Origin of the sequence: Pseudoxanthomonas japonensis (assembly GCF_043632995.1) — a bacterium.
In the GTDB taxonomy this organism is placed as follows: domain Bacteria; phylum Pseudomonadota; class Gammaproteobacteria; order Xanthomonadales; family Xanthomonadaceae; genus Pseudoxanthomonas_A; species Pseudoxanthomonas_A japonensis.
This window is the reverse complement of sequence record NZ_CP171632.1, coordinates 2382659-2396028: the sequence shown is the minus strand read 5'-3', so window position 1 is coordinate 2396028 and position 13370 is coordinate 2382659. Positions and strand designations below refer to the sequence as shown.

Annotated in this window: 9 protein-coding genes; 4 read left to right on the top strand and 5 right to left on the bottom strand. The window is 69.0% G+C overall.

What is annotated here, in order from left to right:
- Window positions 1–145 precede the first annotated feature (145 nt).
- The 5 genes from ACGHX3_RS11020 to flhB form a co-directional block, all read right to left on the bottom strand.
- Window positions 146–898, bottom strand: coding sequence for an RNA polymerase sigma factor FliA (locus tag ACGHX3_RS11020; protein WP_394694977.1), 753 nt, complete (start codon window positions 896–898; stop codon window positions 146–148).
- Complete coding sequence (locus ACGHX3_RS11015; protein WP_162338461.1) at window positions 895–1773, bottom strand: MinD/ParA family protein; 879 nt, start codon at window positions 1771–1773, stop codon at window positions 895–897. The genes ACGHX3_RS11020 and ACGHX3_RS11015 overlap by 4 nt, the downstream gene beginning before the upstream one ends.
- Window positions 1763–3424, bottom strand: a complete 1662-nt coding sequence (flhF, locus tag ACGHX3_RS11010) for a flagellar biosynthesis protein FlhF (RefSeq protein ID WP_394694976.1) — start codon at window positions 3422–3424, stop codon at window positions 1763–1765. The genes ACGHX3_RS11015 and flhF overlap by 11 nt, the downstream gene beginning before the upstream one ends.
- A gap of 154 nt (window positions 3425–3578) precedes the next feature.
- Window positions 3579–5663: a flagellar biosynthesis protein FlhA gene (gene flhA / locus ACGHX3_RS11005; protein WP_162338463.1), complete on the bottom strand. Its 2085-nt coding sequence runs from the start codon at window positions 5661–5663 to the stop codon at window positions 3579–3581.
- Window positions 5660–6790 carry a flagellar biosynthesis protein FlhB gene (gene flhB / locus ACGHX3_RS11000; RefSeq protein WP_162338464.1) on the bottom strand — a complete coding sequence of 377 codons (1131 nt, stop codon included), beginning with the start codon at window positions 6788–6790 and terminating at the stop codon, window positions 5660–5662. The genes flhA and flhB overlap by 4 nt, the downstream gene beginning before the upstream one ends.
- Window positions 6791–6901: 111 nt before the next feature.
- Between flhB and ACGHX3_RS10995 the strand changes: the two genes are divergently transcribed.
- From ACGHX3_RS10995 to ACGHX3_RS10980, 4 genes are all read left to right on the top strand, one after another.
- The gene (locus ACGHX3_RS10995) at window positions 6902–7288 is read left to right on the top strand and encodes a DUF2946 family protein (protein WP_313928673.1); all 387 of its coding nucleotides are present in this window, start codon (window positions 6902–6904) and stop codon (window positions 7286–7288) included.
- Window positions 7289–7350: 62 nt separating this feature from the next.
- Window positions 7351–8640: a TolC family protein gene (locus ACGHX3_RS10990; protein ID WP_394694975.1), complete on the top strand. Its 1290-nt coding sequence runs from the start codon at window positions 7351–7353 to the stop codon at window positions 8638–8640.
- Window positions 8637–9887, top strand: a complete 1251-nt coding sequence (locus ACGHX3_RS10985; protein ID WP_162338467.1) for an efflux RND transporter periplasmic adaptor subunit — start codon at window positions 8637–8639, stop codon at window positions 9885–9887. The genes ACGHX3_RS10990 and ACGHX3_RS10985 overlap by 4 nt, the downstream gene beginning before the upstream one ends.
- A 25-nt stretch (window positions 9888–9912) precedes the next feature.
- Complete coding sequence (locus tag ACGHX3_RS10980) at window positions 9913–13101, top strand: efflux RND transporter permease subunit (RefSeq protein WP_394697275.1); 3189 nt, start codon at window positions 9913–9915, stop codon at window positions 13099–13101.
- The last annotated feature ends 269 nt before the right edge of the window (window positions 13102–13370 follow it).

Genomic DNA, 13370 nt, shown 5'->3' with positions numbered 1-13370 from the left:
GGCCGGGGGCGGGAAAGGTTTAGGGAGCGGGGAATCGGGAATAGGGAATGGGAAGGTGGGCGGTGTTGTCGCGTCCGGAGCAACGCTGACCTGCAGACGACGCAGGGCTCCGTTCCCCATTCCCAATTCCCCATTCCCCGCCTCTTCACTCATCGTCTTCCAGGCCGGCGTCGGCCTTCTCGAACACCTGCAGGCGACCGCGCAGGCGCACCATCGACTGGCCGTGGATCTGGCACACGCGCGATTCGCTGACGCCGAGCACCGCACCGATCTCCTTCAGGTTGAGTTCCTGCTCGTAGTACATCGACAGCACCAGTTGCTCGCGCTCCGGCAGCTGGCCGATGCACTTGACCAGCTGCTGGCGGAACTCGCTGCGTTCGAGGTTCTGCTGCGGCGAGGGGCCGCCGGTACGCGAGGTGTTCGGTTCGCCGTGGTCGTCGATGTGCGATTCCAGGCTCAGCACCTGGCCGCGCGCGGCGTCTTCCATCAGGCGCAGGTATTCGGGCAGCGGCATCTCCATCGCGCTGGCGACCTCGGTGGCGATGGCGGCGCGGCCGGTGCGTTGTTCGATCTCGCGCACGGTGGCGGCGGCCTGGCGCGCGCGACGGTGCACCGAGCGCGGCACCCAGTCGCCACGGCGGATCTCGTCGATCATCGAGCCGCGGATGCGGATCGACGCATAGGTCTCGAACGACGCGCCCTGTTCGGCGTCGTAGCTGCGCGAGGCTTCCAGCAGGCCGATCATGCCGGCCTGCACCAGGTCGTCGATTTCTACGCTGGCCGGCAGGCGCGCCGCCAGGTGGTGGGCGATGCGGCGCACGAGGTCGGCGTGCTGGGTGACGAAGTCGTTCGCGCTGGCGCGTTGCACGGCGCGGTACTGGGCGGCGGCGGTGTTCATGCGGCCACCCCGCGCTGGATCAGGCGTTCGACGAAGAACTCCACGTTGCCGCGCGCACCCACCGGCGGTTGCCAGCGCGCGGTGGTGCGCGCGATGTCGGTGATGGCGCGGGCGGACGGGCTGCCAGGGTAGGCCTTCACGACGGGCTGCTGGCGCTGCACGGCGCGGCGCAGCCAGTCGTCCTGCGGCACCGCACCCAGGTAATGCAGGGCGACATCGCCGAGGAAGCGTTCGCAGACGCGGGCGAGCTTCTCGTACAGCTTCCGGCCCTCGTTGGGGTCGCGGACCATGTTGGCGATGACGTGCACGCGGTCCAGGCCGCGCTCGCGCGCCAGCACCTTGATCAGGGCGTAGGCGTCGGTGATCGAGGCCGGCTCGTCGCAGACCACCACCACGGTGTCCTGCGCGGCCTGGCAGAAGGTCAGCACGCTGTCGCTGATGCCGGCGGCGGTGTCCACCACCATGAAATCGAGCGCGCGTTGCAGTTCGGAGAACACGTTGACCAGGCCGACATGCTCGGCCGGCGTCAGTTCGGCCATGTGGCGGAAGCCCGACGAAGCCGGCACCACCAGCACGCCCTCGGGGCCTTCCAGCAGCACGTCCTCCAGGCCGCAACGGCCGGCGATCAGGTCGGCCAGCGTGAACTTCGGCGACAGGCCGAGCAGTACGTCCACGTTGGCCAGGCCGAGGTCGGCGTCCATCAGCAGCGTGCGCTTGCCCATTTCGGCCAGCGACACGGCGAGGTTGACCGACACGTTGGTCTTGCCCACGCCGCCCTTGCCGCCGGTGACGGCGACGACGCGCACGGGATGGAACGCGCCGGGCAACGGCGGGGTGCTGCGGGGGTTGGTCTGCAGCGGGTGATCAGGCGACATGGGTGGCCTCGGTGGAGCAGGGTTCGTCGGCTTCGCGGCGCAGCTGGTCCAGCCGCAGCACGAGGTGGGCGCTGTTGGCGCGGTGGAGGTCGTCGGGGACGCGCTGACCATCGGTCACCCAGGTCATCGGCAACTGGTGGTCGACGACCACGCTCAGTGCGCTGCCCAGGCGACCGGTCTCGTCCAGCTTGGTCAGCACCACGCCTTGCGGCTGCACGGTGCTGAAGCGGCGGACCACTTCGTCCAGGTCGGAGAAGTGCGAATTGGCCGGCAGGCACAGCAGCGTCTTGACCTGGCCCGACGCGCGCAGCCAGTTGAGCTGGCCGACCAGGTTGCGGTCGCGCTGACCGAGGCCAGCGGTGTCGATCAGCACCAGCTTGTAGTCGCGCAGGCGTTCCAGCACCAGCGCCAGGGTCTGCGCGCTGTCGGCCTCGTGCACCGCGATGCCGAGCTGGCGGCCGTAGCCGTGCAGCTGTTCGCGGCCACCGACGCGTACGGTGTCGGTGGTGACCAGCGCCACATCGCGGGCGTTGTGGCGCTGCGCGAAGCAGGCCGCCAGCTTGGCGATGGTGGTGGTCTTGCCGGCGCCCGTCGGGCCGACCAGGGCGATGACGCCGCCGGTCTCCAGCAGGTCGGTGTCGAGCACCGGCAGCTTCTTCGACAGCAGGCCCAGCATCAGGCCGCGGCCGCGGTGCAGTTCGGTGTCGGCGGGGATCTGCAGGGCGATGTCGCGGGTGATGCCGGCGTCGAAGCCGTAATCCTCCATCAGTTCCATCGCCTGCATGCGCACCGGCGAGCCGCGCAGGCGCTCGTCGGTGAGGCGGTGCATCTCGCGCTCGATCATCTCGCGCATGGCGGACAGCTCGCCGCGCATCTGCACCAGTTGCTCGTCGCTCTCGCGCGCATCGGCGGCGTTGTCGGTGACGACCGTCAGCGTCGGCACGGTGACGGCAGCGGGCGCCGGCGTGGGGGCGGCGGCCGTGACGCGCGTGGCGTGCAGCGCTGCAACGGGTGCGGGCTCGGGTTCGGGCAGCGAGAGCGGCGGTGCGATCGACGGCAGCAGCGCATCGAGATCGAGCGTGTCGTCGATCTCGCCGCGCGGCGCGGCCGGGCGGCGCGGGGTCGCGACCGGTTCGTTGGCGGGCGCGGCCGGCAGGCAGGCGGCCAGCTTGGCGGCGAAGGATTCGGGTTCGATCAGCAGCGGCGCGATGTCGCGCACGACCGGTGCCGGAATCTCGGCGGCCGGTGCCGGTGCCGCGATCACCGGTGCGCGCGGCGGCGCGATCGGGGCGGGTGCGGCGGCGATGGGGGCGGGCTTCGTCGGCTCGGCACGGGGCGCGGTCGGCGCGGCCGGCTGGCGACGGGAGAAGTAACTGGCGGCGGCCTCGGCCGGCGACAGGGTCGGCGCGTTGGCGGCCGGTGCCTGTGGCGTCGGGTCGAGCAACGGATGCAGCGGTGCGGCCGGCGCGGCCGGGCGCATCGCGTCCAGCGTGCGCTGCACCAGCGCTTCGTCGTAGTTGCTGGCGGCGACGATCTCGACGCCGTCCTCGGTGACCCGGTTGGACAGGATCACCGCGTCCGGACCATGTTCCTGCCGCACCATCGCGAAGGCGGTGCGCATGTCGGGGGCGACGAAGCGTTTGATTTTCATGGCTGGCTGCCGGGAGTAGGGAATAGGGAATGGGGAATAGGGGTGGAGCAGAGCTTTCGTCGGTGCGCTTCGCCAGATTTGTTCGTTCTCATCGGTCCTCCTCCGGGTGGGTCATCGCCTTCGATTCCCCACTCCCTATTCCCCATTCCCGGCCTCAGCTGATCGTGCCGACCAGCTTCAACCGCTTGTCCTCGGGAACCTCGCTGTAGGCCAGCACCGACAGCGAGGGGACGCTGTGGCGGACCAGGCGGGCGAGGGCGGCGCGGACCGTTCCCGGTACCAGCACCACCGCAGGCTCGCTGCGGGCTTCCTGCTTGGTCACCACGTCGGCGAGGCTCTGGTGCAGGCGTTCCGCCAGTCCCGGTTCCAGCGCCGCGCCGGTTCCCTGGGTGCTGTCCTGCAAGACGCGTTCCAGATTCGGCGCCAAGGTATAGACGGGCAGTTCCGGCGCCATCCCGGAGATCTCCTGCACGATGAAACGGCCCAGCGAGGTGCGCACGGCGGCGGTGAGCGCGGCGGGGTCGGTGTTCTGCGGGGCGAACTCCACCAGCGACTCGGCGATGCGGCGCAGCTGGCGGATCGGCACGCGCTCGATCAGCAGGTTCTGCAGCACGCGCACCACGGTGGCCAGCGGCAGCGCCTTCGGAGTGAGGTCCTCGACCAGCTTCGGCGCGCTGCGGCCCAGCTGGGCCAGCAACTGCTGCACTTCCTCGTGGCCGAGCAGTTCCGGTGCGTGTTCGCGCACCAGGTGAGAGAGGTGGGTGGCCATCACCGTGGCCGGATCGACCACGGTGTAGCCCAGCGACTCGGCGGTGGCCTTCTGGTGCGACTGGATCCACACCGCATCCAGCCCGAAGGCGGGATCCTTGCCGGGGATGCCGTCGATGGTGCCGAAGGCTCCGCCCGGGTCGAGCGCCAGCTCGCGGTCGGGATGGATTTCCGCCGACGCCACCGGCACGCCGTGCACCAGCAGGCGGTAACCGTTCGACGGCAGTTCCAGGTTGTCGCGGATATGCACCGGCGGCACCAGGAAGCCCAGGTCCTGGGTCAGCTTGCGGCGCACCGCCTTGATGCGCGACATCAGCTCGCCGCCCTGGTTCTTGTCGACCAGCGGAATCAGCCGGTAGCCGACCTCCAAGCCCAGCGGATCGACCGGACGCAGCTCGTCCCAGGTCAGTTCGGCATTGCGGTCGGGCGCGGCGCCCGGTCCGGCCAGCGCGGGCACGTCGCCGGTTGCGGCCTCGGGTCCTTCCTGGGTGCGCTTCCACATCTTCCAGGCCAGGTAGCCGATGCCGGCGGCCAGCGTCAAAAAGGCGACGTTGGGCATGCCGGGCACCAGCCCGACCAGGCCCAGCACGCCGGCGGCCACCGCCAGCGCCTTGTGCTGGCCGAAGGCCTGGCCCATCACGGCCTGGCCCATGTCTTCCGAGCGCGAGGCGCGGGTGACCAGCATGGCCACGGCCGACGACACCAGCAGGGCGGGCAGCTGGGCGACCAGGCCGTCGCCGATGGACAGCAGCGTATAGGTCGAGGCGGCTTCTGCCGCCGGCATGCCGTGCTGGAACATGCCCACGGCGAACCCGCCCAGCAGGTTGATGAACAGGATCAGGATGCCGGCGATGGCGTCGCCGCGGATGAACTTGTTGGCACCGTCCATGGAACCGTAGAAGTCGGCTTCCGCGCGGACTTCCTCGCGGCGGGCCTTGGCTTCCTCGCGGGTCAGGATGCCGGCGTTGAGGTCGGCGTCGATGGCCATCTGCTTGCCGGGCATCGCGTCCAGGATGAAACGCGCCGACACTTCGGCGATGCGGCCCGCGCCCTTGGTGATGACCACGAAGTTGATGATGGTCAGGATGGCGAACACCACGATGCCGACCGCGTAGTTGCCGCCCACCACGAACTCGCCGAACGCGGCGATGACCTTGCCGGCGGCGTCGTGGCCGTTCTGGCCGTTGAGCAGGATCACGCGCGTGGACGCCACGTTCAGCGCCAGGCGCAGCATCGTGGTCATCAGCAGGATGATCGGGAAGATGGTGAAGTCCAGCGGCCGCTTCACGTAGATCACCGCCAGCAGCACCACCAGCGAAATGGCGATGTTGAAGCTGAAGAGCGCGTCGAGCACCGGCGCCGCCAGCGGCACCACGATCATGGCCAGCAGCGCCAGCACGACCAGCGGCGCGCCGAGGCCATTCTTCAACATCTCCATCCAGCGCAGGCCGCCGGCCGGTTGTGCGCTCATGCCTTGCCTCCGTGCTCGTCGATGTCGACGGCGGGCAGGTCGGGCAGGGGGGCTTCGCCCACGCGCCAGGCACGCAGTTGATAGACGTAGGAGAGGATCTGGGCGACGGCGGCGTACATTCTCACGGGGATTTCCCGGCCAAGCTGACCTTCGCGATACAAGGCGCGTGCCAAAGGCGGCGCCGACACGATGGCGATGCGATGGGCGTCGGCGACCTCGCGGATGCGCATGGCCAGTTCGTCCACGCCCTTGGCGACGACGGTGGGGGCGCCCATCTGGCCGGCCTGGTACTTCAGCGCCACCGCGTAGTGGGTCGGGTTGACCACGATCACGTCGGCGGTGGGTACGTCCTCCATCATCCGGCGCTGCGACATCTGGTGCTGCATCTGGCGGATGCGGCCCTTCACCTCGGGGCTGCCCTCGCTCTCCTTCATCTCCTTGCGCAGCTCTTCGCGGGTCATCTTGAGCTTCCGCAGCCAGTTCCACTTCTGGTACGGGGCATCGATGGCGGCCAGCAGGATCAGCCCACCGGTGGTCGCCAGCAGAAGGGTGCTTGTGAATGACAGACCGCTGCGCACCGCCTGTTCCAGCGGCATGGTCAGCAGCTCACGCAGGGGGTTCAGGCCCAGCTTCAGGCAGATGGTCGCCGCGCCGCCGATCAGGGCCACGCGTAGCAGGGATTTCAGCAGTTCGGCCAGGCCCTCGGGGCCGTACAGGCGCTTGAGGCCGGAGGCGGGATTGAGCCGCTTGAAATCGGGCATCAGCGATTTCTGCGAGAACCGCAGGCCGCTCATCGCCACCGGCGCGGCCAGGCCCGCCACCACGCAGATCGCGGCGACCGGGGCGATGGCGGCCAGCAGCTTCAGCATCATCAGGCCGACGTAGCCGAACAGCTGGTCCGGCTGGCGCATCAGCAGCGGGTCCGGGGTGAGGGCGACCTTCATCCAGCCCAGCGCGTTGCGCGCCAGCCCCGGCCCCATGGCGATGATCGCCAGCACGCCCGCACCGAACACCGCCGCCGTCGCCAGCTCGCGCGAACGCGGGATGTTGCCCTGTTCACGGGCTTCGCGAAGCCGTTTTTCGGTGGGTAATTCAGTGCGTTCGCCGCTTTCGTCCTGCTCAGACATGGCGTGGTTCCGACGGGGTCGGTTGCCTCGCTGCAAGACCCGTTCCAGTCCGGGACGGGAAAACGGCGTGGAATTGTCTAACGCAGCAAGGCGCGGCTACGATGTCGCCCGATGTTCCGTCTGCTTCGCCACCGCCGTTGCTTGCTGCTGCGCCTGCCTGCGCTGGCGGTGCTGTTGCTGGCGGTGCTGGCCAACCCGGTGTTCGCCTCGCTGGGAGACCTGCACGAGCTGGGCAACGGCGCCGCCCATCTGCATGTGGTGGGCGAGCACGAAGGCAATGCGGCCGGTCATGAGCACGATCACGACGAGGCGGATCCGGGCGACCTGCTGCATGCCTTGATGCATGCCAGCCATTGCTGCGGCCACCTGACGGCCATCATGCCGGCGCCCATGCGCGTGCCGGCGTTGATCCTGCCCATCGCGGCCCCCGTCATGGCGACGGTGCCGGTGGCCTACGCCCCCCGCGCTTCGCTGCTGCGTCCTCCGATCTCCGCGTGATGCCGCGGCCGGCCTGACTTCGCGTCGCGCCGGCGTTCCATCACCGATTCCGGAGACTTCCCATGTGGTTGCGACTGGCGGCAGTGGCCGCCTTCGCGATCGCGCCGTGCGTGCACGCACAGGCGCCATCGCCTGCTGTTCCCCCTGAAACCCTGACGCTGGACGATGCCATCGCGCGCGTCGCCCGCGTCCATCCCGATCTGCGCCTGTTCGGCGCGCGCACCGGAATCCTGCTGGCCGAACGCGAGGTCGCGATGCTGCGTCCCGCGCTGCGCGCCGGACTGGACATCGAGAACGTGCTGGGCACCGGCGACGCCAGCGGCGTCCGCCAGGCCGAAGTCACGCTGACGCTCGCCGGTGTGCTCGAACGTGGCGGCAAGCTCGATGCGCGCCGCGCGCTGGCGCAATCGCGCATCGATGCCTTGGCCATGCAGCGCGAGACGCAGCGCCTGGACCTGCTGGCCGATGTCGCCCGCCGCTACCTCGCCGTCGCCGGCGCACGGGCGCAGCAGCGCATCGCCGAGCAGGACATCGCGCAGCGGCGGCGTACCGTCGCCGGCGCCCGTCAGCGTCTGCAGGCCGGTGCATCACCGGAGTCGGTCGTGCTGACCGCGCAGGCGGCATTGGCGCGGGCCGAACTGGCCCTGGTGCGTGCCGACCAGCAGCACGCCGCCGCGCGCCAGCATCTGGCCGCGCTGTGGGGCGAGCGTGCACCGCGCTTCGAGGTAGTCGTCGGCGATCCGCTGGCATTGCCGGTGATCGACAACGTGGAGGTGCTGGCATCGTTGCTCGAAGGCACGCCCGAACTGGCCCAGTTCGCCGACGAGCGCCGCATCCGGGAAGCGCGGGTCCGGCTGGCACGGAGCGCGTCCACGCCCGATCTCGACTGGCAGGTCGGCGTCCGTCGGATGCAGGACAGCGGGGACACCACCCTGGTCGGTGGTGTGTCGCTGGCACTGGGCGGTGCCCGTCGCGCCGCACCCGACATCCGCGCGGCCGAAGCGGACCTGGCAGCTTTGGAGATCGAGCGCGAATCCCGCGATATCGCGCTGTACTCCACGCTGACCGATGCGCACGGCCGCTACCGCGTCGCCCAGCTCGAGGTCCAGCGCACGCGCGACGATGTGCTGCCGCGCCTGTTGCGCGCGGAGCAGGCCGCCGAGCGCGCCTACCGCGGCGGCGCCATCAGCTACCTGGAATGGGCCCAGCTGCAATCCGAGACCACGGCGACGCGTCGCCTGCAACTGGACGCCGCGCTCGATGCGCAGGCGGCCCTGATCGAACTCCAGCGGCTCACGGGGCAGGCGTTCGTCGCTGCGCCTGCCGCCCAAGAAGAAGGAATGATTCCATGACATTGCGTCCCCTGATGAGCGCGCTGGCGCTTTCGCTGATGCTGGCCGCCTGCGGTGGCAAGGACGACCACGCCGACGACCACGGCAGCGAAGCCGGCCACGGCGAAGAAGAAGCGGTACGCGGCGAACACGGCGGCCGCCTGCTGGAACAGGACGGCTATCGCGTCGAACTGGCCATCGCCGAGTCCGGCACGCCGCCCGCGTACCAGGCCTGGCTGTACCGCGACGGCAAACCGCTGCCGGCGACGGCGGGCAGCGTGGAGGTCCGCGTGGTCCGCCTCGGCAACGTGCGCGAGAACCACGTACTGCAGCCACAGCCCGATGGCAGCTTGCTGGCGAAAAGCGTGGTCGGCGAGCCGCATTCCTTCGATGTCGAAGTGCTTGCGAAGGTGGAAGGAAAATCGCTGCGCTGGGCCTACGACAGCTATGAAGGCCGCACCACCATCGGCGCGAAAATCGCGGAAGACTCAGGCATCCGCGTCGCGCCGGTGCGGGCCGGCACGATCGCCGACGAGCACGAGGTGCAGGGCCTGCTGACGCCGGTCGAAGGGCGCGTGGCCAATGTCGCCGCGCGCTTCCCGGGCCCGATCCGCCGTCTCGCCGTCAACGTCGGAGACCGCGTACAGGCTGGCCAGACGCTGGCGACGGTCGAAAGCAACCTCAGCCTGACCACGTACTCCGTCACCTCGCCGATCAGCGGCGTGGTGCTCGCGCGCAACGCCAGCGTCGGCAGCGTGGCGGGCGAGGGCGCCACGCTGTTCGAAGTCGCCGACCTGTCCTCGCTGTGGGTCGATCTGCACATCTTCGGCTCCGACGCGCAGCACATCGTGCCGGGCGTACCGGTGACGGTGACGCGCCTGAGCGATGGCGCGACCGCGCAGACCACGCTGGAGCGCGTGCTGCCGGGCACCGCCACTGCCAGCCAGAGCACGGTGGCGCGGGCGACGCTGGAGAACGCAGATGGTCTGTGGCGCCCCGGTTCCGCGGTGAAGGCGCGCATCACCGTCGAACAGCAGCCGGCGGCAATGGTCGTGCCGCTCGCCTCCTTGCAGACGTTCCGCGATTGGGACGTGGTGTTCGTGCGCGTCGGCGATACCTACGAGATCCGTCCGGTCGAACTGGGCAAGCGCGATGCGCAGCAGGTCGAAGTGCTGTCCGGGCTGAAGGCGGGCGACCAGGTCGTGGTGGAGCAGAGCTATCTGGTGAAGGCGGACATCGAGAAATCGGGGGCTTCGCATGATCATTGAGCAAGGCACCCTGCAACCGAACGGCCTGCTCGAGCGCATCCTGCGGTTCGCCATCACGCACCGCTGGCTGATGCTGGCCTTGACGCTGCTACTGGTCGCGGTGGGCGTGTGGAGCTTCGGCAAGCTGCCGATCGACGTCACCCCCGACATCACCAACGTGCAGGTGCAGGTCAACACCGAGGCGCCCGGCTACTCGCCGCTGGAAGCAGAACAGCGCGTGACCTTCACCCTGGAGACCGCGCTCGCCGGCCTGCCGGGCCTCGACTACACGCGTTCGATCTCGCGCTACGGCCTGTCGCAGGTGACGGTGGTGTTCAAGGACGGCACCGACGTCTACTTCGCCCGCCAGCAGGTCGGCGAACGCATCCAGCAGGTGAAGTCGCAACTGCCCGCCGGCCTGGAGCCGGAGATGGGTCCCATCGCCACCGGCATGGGCGAGATCTTCATGTACACGGTGGAAGCGGAGGAGAAGGCGCGCAAGGAGGACGGCACGCCGTACACCGCCACCGACCTGCGCACGCTGCAGGACTGGGTGGTACGACCGCAGCTGCGCAACGTGCCGGGTGTGACCGAGGTCAATACCATCGGTGGGTTCGCACGGCAGATCCACATCACGCCCGATCCGGCACGGCTGGTGGCGCTCGGCTTCACCCTGCACGACGTGGTGCAGGCGGTGTCGCGCAACAACCAGAACGTCGGCGCGGGCTACATCGAGCGCAATGGCCAGCAGTTCCTCGTGCGTGCACCCGGGCAGGTCGCCGATCTCGACGGCATCCGCGACATCGTGCTGGACCGCCGCGACGGCGTGCCGATCCGCGTGCGCGATGTCGCGCAGGTCGGCGAAGGACCGGAACTGCGCACCGGCGCGGCGACGCTGGACGGCAAGGAAGTCGTGCTGGGCACCACCTTCATGCTGATCGGCGCCAACAGCCGCGAGGTATCGCAGGCGGTCGCCGCAAGACTCGCCGAGGCCAACCGCAGCCTGCCATCCGGTGTGCGCGCCGAGCCGATGTACGACCGCACGTCGCTGGTCGACCGCACCATCCGCACCGTGGCCAAGAACCTGGTCGAAGGCGCGATCCTGGTGATCGTGGTGCTGTTCCTGCTGCTGGGCAACATCCGTGCGGCACTGATCACGGCCGCGGTGATTCCGTTGTCGATGCTGTTCACGCTCACCGGCATGGTCCGCGGCGGCGTGTCGGGCAACCTGATGAGCCTGGGTGCACTGGACTTCGGCCTGATCGTCGACGGTGCGGTGATCATCATCGAGAACTGCCTGCGCCGCTTCGGCGAACTGCAGCATCGGCTCGGACGCTTGCTGACGGACGAGGAACGGCTGGATGCGACGGCGTCCGCGACGGCGGAGGTCATCCGGCCCAGCCTGTTCGGCCTGGGCATCATCACCGCCGTGTACCTGCCGATCTTCGCGCTCACCGGCGTGGAGGGAAAGATGTTCCATCCCATGGCGATCACCGTGGTGCTGGCGCTGACCGGCGCGATGCTGCTGTCGCTCACCTTCGTGCCGGCCGCCATCGCGCTGTTCCTGCGAGGCCGCGTGCAGGAGAAGGAAACGCGCGTGATGGTCTGGGCCCGTCGCGCCTATGCGCCGGTGCTGGCATGGGCGTTGCGTGCGCGGCTCGTCGTGGCCGGCGGCGCGTTCGCGCTGGTCGTGCTGTGCGGCTTGCTGGCGACACGGCTTGGCACGGAATTCGTCCCCAGCCTGGACGAGGGCGATATCGCGATGCACGCCATGCGCATTCCCGGCACCAGTCTGGACCAGGCCGTGCGCATGCAGTCCACGCTGGAGGCACGGATCAAGCAGTTCCCGGAAGTGCACCGCGTATTCGGCAAACTCGGTACGGCGGAAGTGGCGACCGATCCAATGCCGCCGTCGGTGGCCGACACCTTCGTCATGCTGAAACCGCGCAGCGAACGGCCGGACCCGCGCAAGCCGAAGGCGACACTGGTGGCCGAGATCGAGAAAGCGGTCGCCGAGATCCCCGGCAACAACTACGAGTTCACCCAGCCCATCCAGATGCGCATGAACGAGCTGATTTCCGGCGTGCGTGCGGACGTGGCGATCAAACTCTACGGGGACGATCTCGACACGCTGGTGGAGGTGGGCGAGCGCATCGAAGCCGTGGCCAAGTCCGTCGACGGTGCGGCGGACGTGCGCATGGAGCAGGCCACCGGATTGCCGTTGCTGACCATCACGCCGGATCGCCAGGCGCTGATCCGTTACGGCCTGAATCCGGGCGACGTGCAGGACACCGTGGCGACGGCGGTGGGTGGCGAGGTGGCGGGGCAGCTGTTCGAAGGTGATCGCCGTTTCGACATCGTCGTGCGCCTGCCGGAAGCGATGCGGCAGGATCCCGCCGCGCTGCACGACCTCCCGATTCCTCTGGGCGGCGCCGGCAACGAGGACGAGTCGACGCGCTCGGCCAGCTGGCGTTCCGGAACGCCGGGCACGGTGCCGTTGCGCGAGGTGGCGAAGATCGAGACCACGCTCGGCCCCAACCAGGTCAACCGCGAGAACGGCAAACGCCGCGTGGTGGTGACGGCGAACGTGCGTGGCCGCGACCTGGGCGGCTTCGTGGACGATCTGCGGGATCGCATCGCGAGGGAAGTGACGCTTCCCGCCGGATACTGGATCGACTACGGCGGCACGTTCGAGCAGCTGATCTCCGCCAGCCAGCGTCTCGCCGTCGTCGTACCGGCGACGCTGGTGCTGATCTTCGCGCTGCTGTTCTGGGCATTCGGATCGGCGAAGGACGCAACCATCGTCTTCACCGGCGTACCGCTGGCGTTGACGGGCGGCGTGGTCGCCTTGGCGCTGCGCGGCATTCCGCTGTCGATCTCCGCCGGCGTCGGCTTCATCGCGCTGTCGGGCGTGGCGGTACTCAATGGCCTGGTGATGATCGCCTTCATCCGCAAACTGCGCGAACAGGGCATGCGCCTGGACGACGCGGTCGTCGAGGGCGCACTCGGTAGGTTGCGCCCGGTACTGATGACTGCACTGGTCGCCTCGCTCGGCTTCCTGCCGATGGCATTCAACGTGGGTGCGGGCTCGGAGGTGCAGCGACCGCTGGCGACAGTGGTGATCGGCGGCATCGTGTCGTCGACGTTGCTGACGCTGGTGGTGCTGCCGATGTTGTACCGGTGGTGGTGGGCAAGAAGCGGGTCTTCGACGGACGTCCGTTCTATCGGCGGATGACCCCGATACCGTCATTCCAGCGAACGCTGGAATCCATTGCGGGTGGCTACCGATGTTTCGGGATCAAGAGCAGATGGGTCCCAGCTTTCGCTGGGACGACGGCGGAGGTCGACATCGCGTGGGTTCCGTCATTCCAGCGAAAGCTGGAATCCATTGCGGGTGGCTAACGATGTTTCGGGATCGAGAGCGAATGGGTCCCAGCTTTCGCTGGGACGACGGCGGAGATCGACATCGCCTGAGTTCCGTCATTCCAGCGGATGCTGGAATCC